The 16,537-nt window shown below is 43.7% G+C and carries 15 protein-coding genes and 1 riboswitch; of the genes, 2 read left to right on the top strand and 13 right to left on the bottom strand.

The features are described 5' to 3' along the window. Positions 1 to 171: 171 nt before the first annotated feature. The 5 genes from GPK58_RS05275 to GPK58_RS05255 form a co-directional block, all read right to left on the bottom strand. Positions 172 to 1,485 (bottom strand): sedoheptulokinase, encoded by a 1,314-nt coding sequence (locus GPK58_RS05275; RefSeq protein WP_215638329.1) that lies wholly within the window; start codon positions 1,483 to 1,485, stop codon positions 172 to 174. 63 nt (positions 1,486 to 1,548) lie between these two features. Beyond that, the gene (locus tag GPK58_RS05270; protein WP_215638328.1) at positions 1,549 to 2,301 is read right to left on the bottom strand and encodes a response regulator; all 753 of its coding nucleotides are present in this window, start codon (positions 2,299 to 2,301) and stop codon (positions 1,549 to 1,551) included. Then, complete coding sequence (locus GPK58_RS05265) at positions 2,294 to 3,877, bottom strand: ATP-binding protein (RefSeq protein WP_215638327.1); 1,584 nt, start codon at positions 3,875 to 3,877, stop codon at positions 2,294 to 2,296. Before GPK58_RS05265 ends, GPK58_RS05270 begins: the two co-directional genes overlap by 8 nt. A gap of 85 nt (positions 3,878 to 3,962) precedes the next feature. Beyond that, complete coding sequence (locus GPK58_RS05260; RefSeq protein WP_015527248.1) at positions 3,963 to 4,610, bottom strand: potassium channel family protein; 648 nt, start codon at positions 4,608 to 4,610, stop codon at positions 3,963 to 3,965. A gap of 19 nt (positions 4,611 to 4,629) precedes the next feature. Next, positions 4,630 to 5,967 carry a TrkH family potassium uptake protein gene (locus GPK58_RS05255; protein WP_215638326.1) on the bottom strand — a complete coding sequence of 446 codons (1,338 nt, stop codon included), beginning with the start codon at positions 5,965 to 5,967 and terminating at the stop codon, positions 4,630 to 4,632. A 308-nt stretch (positions 5,968 to 6,275) separates the two neighbouring features. On the opposite strand from GPK58_RS05255, the gene bioB reads away from it, so the two are divergent. Both bioB and GPK58_RS05245 read left to right on the top strand, forming a co-directional pair. Next, positions 6,276 to 7,247, top strand: a complete 972-nt coding sequence (gene bioB / locus GPK58_RS05250; protein ID WP_215638325.1) for a biotin synthase BioB — start codon at positions 6,276 to 6,278, stop codon at positions 7,245 to 7,247. Positions 7,248 to 7,348: 101 nt separating this feature from the next. Then, positions 7,349 to 7,894: a biotin transporter BioY gene (locus GPK58_RS05245; RefSeq protein WP_161209035.1), complete on the top strand. Its 546-nt coding sequence runs from the start codon at positions 7,349 to 7,351 to the stop codon at positions 7,892 to 7,894. Positions 7,895 to 7,975: 81 nt separating this feature from the next. On the opposite strand, the gene GPK58_RS05240 is transcribed toward GPK58_RS05245, so the two are convergent. The 8 genes from GPK58_RS05240 to GPK58_RS05205 form a co-directional block, all read right to left on the bottom strand. After that, the gene (locus GPK58_RS05240; protein WP_021977018.1) at positions 7,976 to 8,863 is read right to left on the bottom strand and encodes a putative ABC transporter permease; all 888 of its coding nucleotides are present in this window, start codon (positions 8,861 to 8,863) and stop codon (positions 7,976 to 7,978) included. A gap of 124 nt (positions 8,864 to 8,987) precedes the next feature. Further along, a complete protein-coding gene (locus GPK58_RS05235; protein WP_148444878.1) occupies positions 8,988 to 10,340 on the bottom strand; it encodes an MATE family efflux transporter in 1,353 nt (450 codons plus the stop codon). Continuing rightward, positions 10,330 to 10,782 carry a MarR family winged helix-turn-helix transcriptional regulator gene (locus GPK58_RS05230; protein ID WP_110102910.1) on the bottom strand — a complete coding sequence of 151 codons (453 nt, stop codon included), beginning with the start codon at positions 10,780 to 10,782 and terminating at the stop codon, positions 10,330 to 10,332. Before GPK58_RS05230 ends, GPK58_RS05235 begins: the two co-directional genes overlap by 11 nt. 251 nt (positions 10,783 to 11,033) lie before the next feature. Next, on the bottom strand, positions 11,034 to 11,183 hold the full coding sequence (locus GPK58_RS05225; protein WP_173733115.1) for a hypothetical protein: 150 nt from the start codon (positions 11,181 to 11,183) through the stop codon (positions 11,034 to 11,036). A 151-nt stretch (positions 11,184 to 11,334) separates the two neighbouring features. Next, positions 11,335 to 11,643 carry an MGMT family protein gene (locus tag GPK58_RS05220; protein ID WP_015527257.1) on the bottom strand — a complete coding sequence of 103 codons (309 nt, stop codon included), beginning with the start codon at positions 11,641 to 11,643 and terminating at the stop codon, positions 11,335 to 11,337. Positions 11,644 to 11,750: 107 nt separating this feature from the next. Beyond that, entirely contained in the window at positions 11,751 to 12,284 is a 534-nt protein-coding gene (locus tag GPK58_RS05215) for a methylated-DNA--[protein]-cysteine S-methyltransferase (RefSeq protein WP_215638324.1), read from the bottom strand. A 554-nt stretch (positions 12,285 to 12,838) separates the two neighbouring features. After that, on the bottom strand, positions 12,839 to 14,524 hold the full coding sequence (locus GPK58_RS05210) for a formate--tetrahydrofolate ligase (protein ID WP_092068491.1): 1,686 nt from the start codon (positions 14,522 to 14,524) through the stop codon (positions 12,839 to 12,841). Positions 14,525 to 14,597: 73 nt separating this feature from the next. Then, a riboswitch (ZMP/ZTP riboswitch) is annotated at positions 14,598 to 14,679 on the bottom strand. Positions 14,680 to 14,919: 240 nt separating this feature from the next. Continuing rightward, on the bottom strand, positions 14,920 to 16,320 hold the full coding sequence (locus GPK58_RS05205) for a sodium-dependent transporter (RefSeq protein ID WP_215638323.1): 1,401 nt from the start codon (positions 16,318 to 16,320) through the stop codon (positions 14,920 to 14,922). Between the last annotated feature and the right edge of the window lie 217 nt (positions 16,321 to 16,537).

The raw sequence follows: 16,537 nt of genomic DNA, 5'->3' as shown, positions 1-16,537 counted from the left end.
CGCACCCTGTCATATAAGCTGGACTTACGCTGACACGCTACACACTTTTCATGGCGATATTCATTTTTGCAAAATAAAAACGAGTAGCCGGTAAACTGGATTTACGCTTACTTGCCACTCGTTCCCTGTAATTATATTGCCCCTTTTTCAAAAAGTCAAACAAAATTTTTCTTACATTGCCGCAACCAACTTTCCCGCAGTAAGTGCAGCTCCATATGCAGCCTCTTCTTCATATTCAGGAATCTCCATCGGCATTTTGAACATTTCTTCTGCCAGTCTTCTCATCAGCGGGTTTCGGCGAATTCCGTTTCCGGAGCCAGTCAGGCGTGTGGCCTTTTTTCCGGTGAGCTGACACATCTGCTCATACTGCTCATGCAGTTCGTTAAGGATCCCACAGATCACACCGACCGTCAGTGCACCAGGATGAAAATTCTCTACACCGATTCCTGCGATCATGCCCCTGTGAGACGGATCACTTCTTGTCCCTGAAAAAGCTGTATCTACTTTCCATGCAGCTTCTTTTCCGTATTTTTCAATAAATTTTTCTGCCTGCTCCTGCATCCGGGAATACAGTCTTTCTTCAGTTTCTGCAGCTTCTCTGTAAAACTGTTCCAGCATCGCATACGCACGACCACCACACAGGGAAGCTCCCACGAGGATATAGCTGTTTTCGGTACAGGGGCGAAGCTCCACACTGCCGCTGCATTCTATAAACGTCTCTGTCACTAAGGAAACCTGGCTGCCGGTTCCCACATTCAGGAGTACGGTATCTTTAAGATCCCGGACGGAACCAAACAGACTCGCCTGATTGTCACCGATCGATCCCATTACCGGCACACCGGCTCTTGTTTCTCCGACTAAAAAATGTCCCTTTCTTACTTCCGGCAGATAAGAAGTATCTACGCCGGCCTGCTCCAGGGCTTCATACAGAAACTCCTGTTTTCGCAGGTCAAAGCAGCCCCAGCTTGCCGCCATGTCAAGTCCAATAACAGGGACAGTATTTTCACACAGCCGCATAGCAATATAATCACTGATCGTCGTCATCCTTACAGCATCCTTCGGGATCTGATCTTTCTTCTGAAGATAAAAATGTGTCACTACACCATATCCGGACGCTGCCGCACCTACTCCCTGCAAAAGCTCTGCACAGGTTTTTCCGTTTTCCAGCGGAATCTCTCCGCTTCCATCCTGCCAGGTATAGAGAGGACTCACTGCCTTGCCGGAAGCATCCACATACAGCATTCCATGCATCTGCCCTGTAAACCCTATTCCATCTGGCAAACCATTCTCCTTCTGCTGCTTTATAAGAAGCTCCCGGACGATTTCATAGATCCGTTCCGGATCCTGCAGCTTCTGTTCCGGCTTACTGCTCCGCAGAAAAGAATTATGCTCCACTGTTTCCTTTGCAAGCAGCTTTCCCGTTTCTGTATCTGTCATTACGACACTGACTGTTGTTGTGCCGATATCAATCCCCATGATCTTCATCGTCTGTTTCCGTCCTTTTCTGTGATCTTTACTATAGAAAAAAACTGTCATCATATGAGATGATTATATTATCGTTTGAGGATTAATGCTATCTTTTTTGGTTTCCTGCTCAGGTTTCTCGATTCTGAGCATGCGATATCCGATTCCTATGTGCGTCTGGATATATTGTACACCGTTTTTTTCAGGCTCCAGTTTTTTCCGCAGTGTTGCCATAAAGACCCTGAGAGAAGCAACATCGTTTTCCGAGCAGCGTCCCCAGATCTGCTGAGTAATATATGTATGTGTCAATACTTTTCCAATATTACGGGATAAAAGGCAGAGCAGCTTATACTCAATGGGCGTCAGATGCAGTTCTCTATCCTTCAGGAATGTGCAGCCAGCCGTGTAATCTATCTTTAATCCTCCATTTTCAAAAACAGAGGTTTCCGGCTGTTTTCCTGCCTGCGTTATGGCAAGCCGCCTTTGACTGACACGGATACGCGCAAGTAATTCTTCTACTGAAAATGGTTTTGTGATATAATCATCTGCACCCGCATCCAGTGCCTCTATTTTGTCCATATCTTCACTTCTGGCACTGATCACGATGATAGGCATATTCGACCAGGTACGGATTTTCTTTATTACCTCTACTCCTTCCATATCAGGAAGGCCCAGATCCAGAAGAACGATATCCGGATTGTGTGATGAAGCCTCCAAAATGGCTGAAGCTCCATTTTCTGCAGCCAGATATTTATAGTCATGTGTTTTTAATGTGGTAACGATCAGGTTCCGTATGGGTCTGTCATCCTCAACCACCAGAATTAATGTCTTATTCATTTAATGTCACCTCGCTTAATGGTAAAGTAAAAGTAAAATTACATCCATGCGGAGCATGATCTGAAAGAACCAGTGTTCCATCGTGAGCTTCTATGATAGAGCGGCAAAGTGCCAGGCCAAGCCCCAGACTCCGTTGGCTGTCTGCAACGGTCGTTTTCCCTGTATAAAACATCTCAAAAATATGTGGCTTCATTTCATCCGGAATTCCGGGGCCGTTATCTTCCACGCTTATCTGCGCTTTCCCGGCTTTTTTGACCCCCCGAATGCTGATGACAGAGCCTGACGGCGTATATTTTATCGCATTATCGATCAAATTTACCAACACCTGTATAATAAGATGCACGTCCATACGTGTAAGAACAAGTTCTTCACAGTCCGCCACGATCTTATACGCATCATGCTTCCGGCTGATATGTCGGAGTGACTCTGCTATTACCTCATCCAAAAGCTGATCCGTAAATTTAAACTTCAATCTTCCATCATTGAGCCTGGTAATGGAAAGCAGATTTTCCACAACTCCGATCAGCCACTCTGAATCCTCATGAATGTCCGTGTAGATCTGATACCTTGTAGCTTCATCCAGACGGTCACTGTTACTGAGAAGCATATCTGCATTTCCGGAAATAGAACAAAGCGGAGTACGCAGGTCATGGGAGATTGCCCGAAGAAGATCGCCACGCAGCTGCTCATTTTTTGCTAAAACCGCATTTTTTTCTTTTTCTATGGCATTTTGTACATTCTCCATTGCAAGTGCACATTCATTTATTACAGACAGCAGGATGCTGTATTCATAAGAGTCCAGTGTTTCTTTCTGCAGAGGGATCCCGATTACGCCATAAACATTATTCCCGCTTCGAATTGCCAGATATAAGCATTTTGCCTGTGAGAAATACTGTGTGGATGCGCCGGCACGCTGTCTGTTTTCATAAGTCCATCTGGCCGCCTGTTGTTCTTCCTGTGTCAGAAAATCCTCTGTGCTCTCTTTTTCCCCGGAAAAAAGCTTTCCTTCTGATAAAGTTCCATTTTCCACAACATATGCCGTGATGCTGCGGTTTAACAGGCGTATCAGCTGTGTACAGGTAACTCCGAGGATTTCTGTCTCACTTTTTGCCTTTTGCAGCAGACGATCCGTATCAAACAGAACCTGTGTGCGAAAGGCAATCTGTGAAGACAGCTTTGCATGCATTTTCAGCTTTGCCGCAAGGGTTCCTGTAAGTACGGACGAAATAAGCATTATGAAAAATGTCACCGGATATCCCACCGCATATGTCTCAAAAGACATCCTTGGCTCCATCAGGAAAAAGCAAAATAAGAATACACTTAAAAAGGAGCCGGCTACACTGCAAAGATAACCATCTGTCACGATCGAAGTGATCAATACGCCCAAAATGTATATCGTTACAATATTTGTATCTGTAAGATCCAGTTTCTGAAACAGCAGGCCGATCAAAGTGCATACTGCAAATATAAAAACCGTCAGCAAGTAATCTTTTGCAGACGGTTTTTCCACATACCATGCAAATGGCCGTTTCGGATAGGTTCTGTTTTTTACTGTATCCTCCATTTTCAAGCTCATTCTGTCATTCTCCTTCTACTGCTGTTTTCTGGAATTATATCACGCAGCTGTTCTGTGGTCAAAATTTTTTCTTCATGGCAATGAGCTATATGCGGAAGCATTTCTGAAGAGCTCTGTATTCTCCTAATACCAGTAATTTATCGTTTTCTGCAAAATATGTTTCCGGTGAAATTGCAATACTGAATTCCTCTTCATTTTTTACTGCCAGAATATTAATATTGTAGCGTTTTCTGATGTCAAGTCCACCCACTGTTTTTCCAACCCATTCTTCCGGCACTTCCACTTCAAAAATTGCATGGGAAGCGTCCACCTCCATATAATCCAGGATATGATCATCTGTATAACGGAAGGAGGCCCATTTTGCCACCTGCTTTTCCGGATAAACTACCTTATCGGCACCATTGCGTAAAAGAAATTTTTCCTGAACATCACGTTCAGCTCTGGATATCACCAATTTTGCACCCAGTTCTTTTAGAAGGGATGTTGTTTCAAGAGAATTTTGAAAGCTCTCTCCAATGGTCACAAAACAAATGTCATAGTTTCCAATTCCAAGGGACTGTAAAAATTCAGCATTGGTGCTGTCACCAATCTGAGCATTCGTCACAAATGACAGTACTTTGTCCACTCTTTCTTCCTTCCAGTCAACTGCCATAACTTCATGTCCCAGCTGATTGAGCTGCATGGCAATATGTCTTCCAAACCTTCCAAGTCCAATAAGCAATACATTTTTCATAATATTATTTTTCTCCTTCTTATCCAACTGTGATTTTTTCCAGAGGGAGCTTTGCATTTCCCTTATTTCTTCCGGAAAATACCGCATAGATCAGGGTCAGACCACCTACACGTCCCAGATACATCAGTATGATCAACACGACTTGTGAAAAAACATGAAGTTCCGGTGTGATTCCCAGCGTCAGCCCTACCGTACCAACAGCTGAAGCAGCTTCGTACAGACAATTTAAAAGCGGAAGGCCTTCGTACACACTGATCGCTATTCCGCCGCCAAAGAACAAGGCAAAATATAACATGGCTATTGTCGCTGCATTTTTTATCACATGATATTCAAGTCTTCGCCCAAAAGCTCCTGCATTTTCCTGACTTCGAAATGTCGCAATTGCATTTAAAATAAGTACTGAAAAAGTTGTTGTTTTCATTCCACCTGCTGTAGATCCCGGTGAACCACCAATTAGCATTAACAATATCATAACTGCTTTTGATGCCTCACTCATCTCTGAAATGTTTATAGTATTAAATCCGGCAGTTCTTGTCGTTACCGATTGAAACGTTGCTGCTAACAGGCGTTTTCCCATGGGTAATTTTGTCAGATCACAGATATAGAAAAAGACTGCCGGAAATAAGATCAGACATGCGGTAGTCATGAGAATGATCTTGCTTTGCATGCGGTAGCGTTTAAAGTTCAGTTTGTTTGTATAAATATCATCCCATGTGAGAAAACCGATTCCTCCTGTAATGATCAACAGCATAATTACCAGATTTATAAGTATATTTCCTGAATACCCAGTCAGCGATGGAAACATACTGGAATCTGTCCCCAGAATATCAAAGCCGGCATTACAAAAAGCAGAGATTGAATGAAAAACTGACATCCAGATTCCCTTTTTTCCATAATCTCCCATAAAAACCGGCAGCAGCAACACCGTCCCTGCAGCTTCGATCAAAAATGTTCCCCTCAAAATAAACCTTGTTAGTCTGACGATTCCTCCGACTTTTGGAGCTGAAATTGCATCCTGCATGGTGCTTCTTTGCATGAGGGATATTTTCTTTCCGGAAAGAAGGGAAACAGACGCAGCCACAGTCACTACTCCAAGCCCACCTGTTTGTATGAGTGCAAGAATGATCGTCTGGCCTGCCAGGGACCAGTAGCTTCCAGTGTCCTTTACCACAAGACCTGTAACACATACCGCCGAAGTGGCTGTAAAAAGTGCCTCATGAAATGGTGTGATCACTTTCTCCGCAGAAGAAAATGGAAGCATCAGCAGAACGGTTCCCAAAAGGATCACTCCTGCAAACCCCATGATAATCAGCTGAAAAGATGTCATATGTTTTTTCTTATATGATTTTTCCGGCATAAATGATCAGAACTCCTTATCAATACTTTTAACAGTGCTATCCTCGTAATGCATTTTATTATATATAACTACTTTCAAAGATAGTATAAAATTCTCTGCTTCCGTATTAAGATTTTATAAAGATATGATATTGAATTGAGAATTATTTTAACCGAATCAAGGAAATTACCTGCTTTGATGATCCTAAGCATTACCTTAATACTACAGTTTTTTAATTGTAAACACATTTTATATTTGTAGTTGACATTCGATATTTCTCTGTGATAAAGTGATACCCGTACAAAAAAACTCAAAAGGAAGGTATTGACATGAACACTGCATCATGCGAAAAAGAAGCTCCATCGCTTTCCAGAGATGAAGCCATTGCAATTTTAGATACTCCGGACGAAGAACTTGAGGCACTGATTGACCGTGCCAGCAGTTTACGTTACAAATATAAGGGAAACCGGGTAAGCATCCACATCCTTACCAATGCCCGCAGCGGTAACTGTTCCCAGGATTGTGCCTACTGTGCCCAGTCATGTCGTTCCACTGCCGATATTGATAAATACAAATGGGTAGATGAAGACAAATTATATCAGGACAATGATTTCGTAAATGATTATCATTTATCCAGACATTGTATCGGACTGAGTGGTATGAAATTTACAGATAAAGAGATCGAGGAGCTGGCCCGCAGGATCCGCAAAATGAAAGAACACGGAACTCATCTCTGCTGCTCCATAGGCTTTCTCACAGAGCACCAGGCAAAAATGCTCAAAGAGGCTGGTCTTGACCGGATCAACCATAACCTGAACAGCAGCCGTTCCTTTTATCATAATATCTGCAGTACACATACCTTTGACCAGCGTGTCCGGAATATCCATATGCTTCAGGGACTTGGTTTCGAGATCTGCAGCGGCGGTATCATTGGCATGGGTGAAAGCAAGGAAGACGTTGTTGACATGCTTCTGGAATTACGTGAGATCCAGCCGGAAGCACTGCCGATCAACTTTCTTCTTCCGATCAAGGGAACTCCTCTCGGAAATGCAGATATTTCCCAGCTGACAACAGAATACTGTATGAAGGTCCTCTGCCTGGCAAGACTTCTTGTGCCTAAAGCAGATATCCGATGTGCTGCCGGAAGAGAAGTTTATTTTAAAGGCGAAGAAAAAAAACTGCTCAGTGTTGTAGACTCTATTTTTGCTTCCGGTTATCTTACAGAAGATGGTCAGGGAATCGAAGACACTCTGAAAACCATTACGGATGCAGGATTCACCTATGAGATTGAATCTGCGTAAGCATCCTTATGGACATATGACCTATCATACACACTTACAGCATTTCATTACTTACCCTAACCAGTAAATATATTACCTTTTTCAAAGGAGGCTCTTTCAATATGAACCAGACAAATACTGTCTCTGCACCACGTACAAAAACCTACGAGATCACCATAACCGCTCTTATGGCAGCTGTCACCTGTATTCTTGCGCCGCTGTCCATTCCGATCGGTCCGGTTCCGATCTCATTTACCAATCTTGCCATCTATCTGTCCCTTTATCTTCTCGGATGGAAAAAAGGAACCATCAGCTATCTGATCTATCTTCTGCTTGGACTTGTAGGTCTTCCGGTATTTTCCGGATTTACCGGCGGCCCTGCAAAGCTGGCCGGTCCTACAGGCGGATACATCATCGGCTTTATCGTTATGGCTGTTATTGCCGGACTGGTAATTGACAACTGCCATAAGCCTCTGATCCAGCTCGTTGGTATGATTGCAGGAACAATTGTATGCTATCTTTTCGGAACTGTATGGTTCTGCATCGTTGCAGATTCCACTTTCAAAGCAGCTCTTGGAATCTGTGTAATTCCGTTTATCCCGGCAGATCTCATAAAAATGATCATCGCCATGATCATCGGACCAATGATAAAGAAACGAATCCGATAAGCTGAAACTCTGATACTCCAAAAAAAGGCAGCAGGAAATGTTGGAAATTTCCTGCTGCCTCTTTATCGCGTTTCATTTTTCTTATCTGAGTTTTTTCTTCAGTTCCTGGATCAGTTCAAAATAATCTCTGTGCTTCATCTCCGGGAAAGCCTTAATGATTCTTCCCTGGCCGAATACCGTATGGTTTGTGATAGAGCTTGACAGCTCATCAAACTGTGCCTGAAGCTCCGCTTTCTTCATCCGAAGCATTTCGGCAGATTTTTCTCTCTGAGCCACAGTCGCATCTCTGAGCTCTGCCTTAGCAAGAGCAACCTGAACCTTTCCCTCTCCCACCTTCTGTGCTGTATCAATGGTAGTTGTTGCCAGAGTATCACTGAGCTTATCACTCACGATCCGCAGATCCGCACGTACCTTATCCAGTCGGGTAAGCTTCTTGTTCAGTCCGCGGATCACCGCCACTGTTACAATAAGATCAGCCAGATACACCGCATACAGAATTGCCATAACAACCCATTCCAGTGTGGAAGGTGTATGAGAAGCCTGACGCTCCACATACTTCTGAAAAACCTTTACGACCATCACAATGGCAAGTCCCCATATCAGGGAAAACTCAAGACAGATATAGCCGTGAAAATTCAGCGGCTTATTGGAATAATCCCACCATCTTGCATGAAAGCATACATCCAGAAGCCATCCGGCAACCAGCTCTACCGCAGTTGCAAGAACGATTCCAAACAGAAAGATCATTCCCTCACTCATCTGATGTCCGCCGCTCTGAAGCGTATTAAGCAATGCAAACACGGAAAGTACACCAAATCCGTACACCGGGCATACCGGACCGTTGAGAAATCCCCGGTTTATAACCTTTCCTAAGGTTACTGCATGGAAGATAACTTCAACGACCCATCCTCCAAAAGAATAAAACAAAAAATACAGACATATCTGAAAATACGTCATCCCGCAAATCATCCTGTACTCCTCCTTTACAGCTGTCAAGATTCCGGCAGCTATTTCAGGGGTCAGTACCATCACCTCTGCCGGGGTGATTCTGATTATATCATATCACCCCTCTCATTTACATCCCTTTATCCGGTCATTCTTCCGAAACAATTTCTTTTTTCACACGGGTAAAGTACAGAAAGAATCCAATGTTCAGAATGATTCCCACTGTGGTAGATACCGGTGCTGCAAGACCGATCTTTGTCAGGCTGGCATCCGGCTGGATACTCATAAAGTACGCCATTGGAAGTCGTACCAGAAGCGTCTGGATCAGGCCCTGGACCATAACCCATATGGTCTGGTTGTTTCCGTTGAAATAGCCTATCATACTGAACAGAACAGCCGTTACCAGTGTCTCCGGAGCAAACCCCTTCAGATAATCAAAGCCCTTTTGGATAACGCCGGCATCTGTTGAAAAGAATCCTGCCAGCACATCACCCTTCAGCAGGATCAGGATAAATACCAGGCATCCCACAGACAGGCCAACTCCAATTCCCGTAAGCATGGATTTTCTCGCACGTTTCGGCTTTCCTGCTCCTACGTTCTGTGAAACAAAGGAGGCCATGGACTGCATTAGGGAGCTTGGAACCAGCATGGCAAAGTTTACGATCTTACATGCAACTCCGTAACCGGAGGATGCTTCCAGACCCAGGCGATTGACAAATGCGCACAAGGCCAGGAATGAAATCTGGGTCAGGAATTCCTGAAGTGCCAGCGGCAGTCCGATCTTTAGAAAACGTCTGCACTGGGGATTCAACCGGAAATCTTTTTTTGTAATGGTAAACGGAAGCTTCTTCTTTATCAGCAGAACTACTGCAAATACAACACTTAAGGCCTGAGCAGAAACCGTAGCAATAGCTGCTCCTGCTGCATCCATATGTAAGCCGGCTACCAGTACCAGGTCTCCGATCACATTTACAATACATGCCACCAGCACAAATAGCAGCGGAGATTTGCTGTCACCAAGACCACGGAAAATAGCAGACAGCAGGTTATACGCAACAATAAAGAAAATTCCGCTGCCACAGATCCGTACATAAGATGCAGTCAGCGCTACCGCTTCTTCCGGTGCCTGCATCAGCACGGAGATCGGATGTGCAAAACCTACCATAACAATAAACAGCACGACAGATATCATGGTAAAGACGATCGCAGCCCCACCGATAACGGAGCCAATCTGCTCCGGTCTTTTTTCTCCAAGATAACGTGCGATCAGAACTGTGATACCCATAGCAAACTGGATCACTACAAAGGTAACCAGATTCAGTACCTGACTTCCGGTGGAAACCGCTGACAGTCCGGATGTGGAACCGAATCTTCCAACTACAAGAAGATCGACCGCACCATAGGCAGCCTGCAGGATCAGCGCACCGAGTACCGGCATCATAAATGCAACCAGCTTCTTCAGGATATTTCCCTGGGTAAAATCTGCCTTATCATTTGTCATAATGTTCCCTCCTGTCACACATGATCTGATAAAATTTCCCGATGGTCCGGATCATATTGTCTGCTTCTTCTTCGGAAATCTCTGAAAGATAGGGCGCCAGACTGCTGAAATAATCCTGATCATACTTCCTGGAAAGCATCTCTCCTTTTTCTGTTATGGAAATGTAAGTAACGCGCCCGTCATCCGGAGACGTAAGCTTCTGAAGATATCCCTTTGTCTCCATTTCTTTCACTGTTCTGGTAACACCCGGACGCGGAAGGTTCATGGCATCACTGATATCAGAGAGCCGGATATCCTTTTTTTCTCTCTGCAGAGAATGGATCACATCCAGATACTGTATGTAGGATGGCATCACCCCCTGGGGCAGTGGCGGAAGCATATCCCGGATCCGCTTTGCCTGATAAAACGCATCAAACATCCGCTTGATCTTTTCATTTGTCATAAAAAAACTCCTCATATAATTATCTTAGTTAATTACCATTGATAATTATATGAGGAATTTATGGTTTGTCAAGCATGTTTTATTTTTCTGTTACAGAGTAGCTTTCTATTACAGAGTAACTTTCTATTAATCTATGCTTCTAATGCCTCTTTCAGAGAAGCTTCAAAGATCTCAAGTCCTTTCTCCATCTGCTCATCGGTCATGGTAAGCGGTGCAAGGTTCAGATATCTGGCCTGTGCCATCACACGCTCTCAGCTTAAATGTTCTGCATCCATAATAGAGGAAGACAGCTGCTCTGCGGCGTTTCTGTCCTTTTCCTCCAGCACGAGTTTCCGGCTGTCGTTGGTGACACTGGGATTTGTCAGAACTACGAATTCTCCTCCATGGATATAGTTATTCAATCCTGTATTCACTTTTGATGCACTGCAGGCAGTCTGCAAAATAGCCCCATCGTACAGACTACTCCAGACCGTTTTCCCCTGCTTTCAGCTTCAGAACTTCTGTAAGCTCCGGGATCTGCATCAGCATCATATTTCTACAATTCATAAAACACTACTCCTCCCACTGATACTGCTTCATATCTACACATCCATTTGCCTTAAACTCCACACCCTCGTCTTCCAGAAGCATCTTCTGCTCTCTCCAGCCTGGTGCAGTACGCCCTGCATGGTTCACAACTCTGTGGCAGGGATACTTCCCGTAAAATTCTGCCATACCTAAGACTTTTCCTACAAGACGTGAATTTTTATCCCGCCCGATCAGACGTGCGATCTGTCCGTAGGAGGCCACTTTTCCCTCAGGTATCTCTTCCACCACGGACAGTATCTCGTAGATTAAATCTTCATCCAGTATTTTTCCCATAATTATTCCTCCGAAATCCTGCTGGCAATTTTCATAGCATGCTTTCATAAATAAAATATCTCTCTTTTCGTGGACGCCTGCACCAGACCGTCCTCTCAGCCTGAGTTTTACAGTGCAGTTCCTTTCTTTGGAATAAACAAACAGCTCATATCTGTATGTTCCAGCTTAAGAAGTGAAATTTTTTTGTCAATTCCTCCAGCATAGCCCGTCAAGCTTCCATTTGTTCCTATGACTCGATGGCAGGGAATGATAATGGAAATTTCATTATGTCCAACCGCACCGCCTACTGCCTGGGCGGACATATGGGAAGTGTTTTTCATCACTGCAATTCTGCGCGCAATTTCTCCATATGTAATCGTCTGTCCGTAGGGAATCTCCAGTAAAATCTGCCACACTGCCTTTCTGAATGTTGAACCGTTCGGATGAAGTGGTGGAGTAAAGTTCGGTTCTTCACCGGAGAAATATACATCCAGCCATTTTTTTGCTTCTGTGAGAATTTTCGTTTCCTGTGGAACATAATCTTCCGGAAGTGTATTTGCAAAATATTTCTGTCCTTCAAACCACAAACCGGTAAGTCCGATTTCATCTGCGGCAAGTAAAATATCTCCGATTAGCGATTTATATTTGCATGTGTATACCATATTTTCCCCCCCACATTCATTTATCTCTACAATATTTTCTATAGCATTCCTCTTAATTAACACAAATGTCACATGCGCGTCCCCTCTGCGATTTCCTCGACATTGTGAGTTTTATCCCAACAAGCAGCAGGAGATTGCTGATATTCTTGACAATTTATAATATTATACCATTTTTGTTTTGAACATGCTATAATGCTGTTGCTGCCGAACCTCCAGCTGAAAGGATGTAAAGTCCTATGACAAGTTCTATAATTACTTTCTTTGTTTCTGTTATGGCAACTGTGGCTAGGCTGGACAGAAACGACAGGCAGTAACAGCCTAAAGGATTAAACCACCTTACATAAACGGAACAAGAACCCCCGGAAGTCTCGACCACTTCCGGGGGTTTTCGTATCAAATTCGTATCACGGGATCGTCAAACCCAGTGTTTTTCCTGCTTTTAAAAGTTTTTCAATACTCTCTCCACAACAATATAAAAAGCGGCAGAGCCTCTATTTTTGCAGGCTCTACCGCTTTTTATCTGAATTCCCCTCAAAAAATCTCTATACTTTATATCAGAACAGTCCTGTGATCTTACCGCTCTCGTCTACGTCGATCTTGGTTGCTGCCGGTACTTTCGGAAGACCTGGCATGGTCATGATCTCACCTGTCAGTGCAACAATAAATCCTGCACCTGCGGAAATCTTAAGATTTCTTACTGTTACCTCGAAATCTGTCGGAGCACCAAGCTTTGTCTGGTCGTCTGTTAAGCTGTACTGGGTCTTAGCCACACAGATCGGGCAGTTGCCAAATCCAAGTGCCTCCAGCTGTTTCGCCTGCTTCTGGGCATTTGCTGTAAGAACCACTTTCTTTCCACCATAAACCTTCTGTACGATCTGGTTCAGTTTGTCCTCGATGGAGCCTTCCAGCTCATAAGCATATGTGAAGTCATTCGGCTCTTCAACAAGACGGATTACTTCCTCAGCGAGCTTGATTCCGCCTTCGCCACCTTTTGCCCATACCTCTGAAAGTGCTACGTTTACGCCAAGCTCCTTGCATTTTGCTTCCACAAAATCAAGCTCTGCCTTGGTATCGGTCGGGAATGCGTTAATAGCTACCACACATGGAAGCTTGTATACATTTTTGATATTGCTTACATGCTTCAGAAGGTTCGGGATACCTTTTTCAAGAGCCTCGAGGTTCTCATTGTTAAGATCCGCTTTTGCAACACCGCCATTATATTTCAGAGCACGTACGGTTGCTACGATAACAACGGCACTTGGCGTAAGACCTGCCATACGGCACTTGATATCCAGGAATTTCTCTGCTCCAAGGTCAGCACCGAATCCAGCCTCTGTGATCGCATAATCAGCAAGCTTCATAGCCATCTTTGTAGCGGTTACGGAGTTACATCCGTGAGCGATGTTTGCGAATGGTCCGCCGTGAACGATTGCCGGAACATGCTCCAGTGTCTGAACAAGGTTTGGTTTCAGGGCATCCTTCAGAAGTGCTGTCATAGCACCCTCTGCGTGGAGGTCTCCTGCTGTTACCGGTTTCTGCTCAGCAACCTTACCGTAAGTATATCCGATGATGATTCTGGAAAGTCTCTCTTTCAGATCCTTGATATCACTTGCCAGACAGAGAACTGCCATGATCTCAGATGCTACGGTAATGTCATATCCGTCCTCACGCGGCATACCGTTTGTTCTACCGCCAAGTCCGTCTACTACATTACGAAGCTGACGGTCGTTCATATCCACGCAGCGTCTCCAGGTGATCTTTCTCGGGTCGATGTTCAGCTCATTGCCCTGGAAGATATGGTTGTCGATCATTGCTGCAAGAAGATTGTTTGCCGCACCAATTGCATGGAAGTCACCGGTAAAATGAAGGTTGATATCCTCCATCGGAACTACCTGTGCATAGCCGCCGCCTGCCGCACCACCTTTGACACCGAATACCGGTCCCAGGGATGGCTCACGAAGAGCTACCATAACATTTTTTCCAAGTCTCTGCATTCCATCTGCAAGACCTACCGTTGTAGTTGTTTTTCCTTCCCCGGCCGGTGTCGGGTTGATAGCTGTCACAAGAATCAGTTTGCCGTCTTTTTTGTCTGTTTCTTTCAGGAGATTATAGTCGATCTTTGCTTTGTATTTACCATACTGCTCCAGATATTTGTCATCAATACCTGCTTTCTCTGCAATCTTGGTAATTGGCTCCATTGTGCACTCCTGTGCAATCTCGATGTCACTTTTAAATCCCATAATGTTCTCCTTTCTCCGCTGCAACCGTCTGCATCTTTTATCCCATAAAAAAGAGCAGTATCTGAAGTTTTTCAAATACTGCCCAGACGGTCGACTCATCGAATCTCCGGCTCCCTCGTGGTTATCCCACAACTCCGTCAGTCACCGAAGACTTTATTAATTTGATGATTGAATACTAACATATTTATTAGTACTTGTCAAGAAATTATCAAATTATTTTTTCACTTTTAAAGTGAGCTAAGTCTAATTTTCTGAATCATTTCCGTTCTATGTATTAGTTTTCTCTCCAACATTCGTACATATCTTTTTTCATCAAATCCTCTGTTATTTAATCGTATCTTGTACTGGTCATCCGTTAATGCGACTGTCCAGACGCCATAAACATATTACCACACTTATGAAATCAAATCTGCAAATCCTGTAGATACCAGGAATAATATCAGCATTACAACCGGCACTACATAACGGATCATAAAGCGATATAACCCTGCCCGTTTGAAGTGTTCCCCATTTCGTTCCACTTCTCCTATGATCCAGTCAGGGCCGATCACCCAGCCGATCAGAATGCTTGTCAAAAGTGAGATAAACGGCATCAGAAAACTGTTGCTGATATAATCCATCACATCCAGAAGCTGTCCAACGGAACCATTTGGCAGTTTAAGTTCAAAATACAGTTTGTTATAACCAAGGCAGATCAGTACTGCTGTAACAAGAGAATAAATTCCGACAGCACCACACATTTTCTTACGTGGTTTATGATAAAGTTCCATGCAGTTTGCAACCAGTGTCTCCATGACAGACACGCAGGAAGTCAGTGCCGCAAATCCCATCATCAGGAAAAATGCAATTGCCACCGGACGGCCAAATACTCCCATGGCATCAAAAACCTTTGGCAGTGAGATAAATATCAGGCTTGGGCCGGAAGCCATTCCATCCTTTCCGAGAAATACAAAAACAGCCGGTATGATCATCATTCCTGCAAGAAACGCAACGCCGGTATCAAAGATCTCAATCTGATTTGTTGCTTTATTTAAATTAACTTCATTTTTCACATAAGAACCATATGTGATCATGATTCCCATAGATACACTTAAGGAAAAGAATAACTGGCTCATCGCATCCAGAAGGATCTCCAGGAAGCGTTTTACCGTCAATCCATGAAAATCCGGTTTGAGGTAAACAGCCAGCCCCTGCATACCGGTGCGGACAGTTCCATCCGTATCAGTATGGGACAGTGTCAGTGAAAAAATGGCAATGATCACGATCAGAAGAATCAGCCCCGGCATAATGATCCTGGAAAACTTTTCGATTCCCTTTTCCACACCACGAAATACGATCCAGGCAGTCAATGCCAGAAAGATCAGCATAAATACAACAGGTGCAATATCTGATGTAATAAATGATGTAAAGTATACATCTGAAGCCGCATCTTTCCCATCAGAAATAATATAAGTAAAAAAATATTTTACAATCCATCCACCGATAACAGAATAATAGGTCATGATCAATGCCGGAACCATAAACGTTAAATTTCCTAAAAATTTCCACTTTGGATCAAGAGATTCAAAAGCCCTCAATGCATTTTTCTTTGTCTTTCTCCCAAGTGCTACATCCGTTGTCAACAGTACAAATCCAAAAGTCAGTACCAGTACCAGATAAACCAGCAGGAAAAGTCCTCCGCCATCTTTGGCACAGAGATATGGAAATCTCCAGATATTTCCAACTCCTACTGCACTTCCGGCTGCCGCCAGGACAAAGCCTATTGAGCCGGAAAAGCTACTTCCTTTTTCTTTCATTTCAATTTCCCCTCTTCAAGTATATATTTGATATAGGCTGAAACCTTCAGCCTAACAGCCATATCTTACCTTAAATAAAGATAAGTGCAAATGGCAGAAGTTTCTTTTTACGAAATTTTATTTCAAAAAAGTTTCTTACTACTTTACAAAATACCGGTTTTTCCGATATAATCGTATACAATAAAAATTAATAAGAAAAATAGATAGTATGAGGAAA

Origin of the sequence: Blautia sp. MCC270 (assembly GCF_018785605.1) — a bacterium.
Lineage (GTDB): Bacteria > Bacillota > Clostridia > Lachnospirales > Lachnospiraceae > Blautia_A > Blautia_A fusiformis.
The sequence above is the reverse complement of the archived record's forward strand: the minus strand, read 5'-3'. Positions and strand labels throughout refer to the sequence as shown.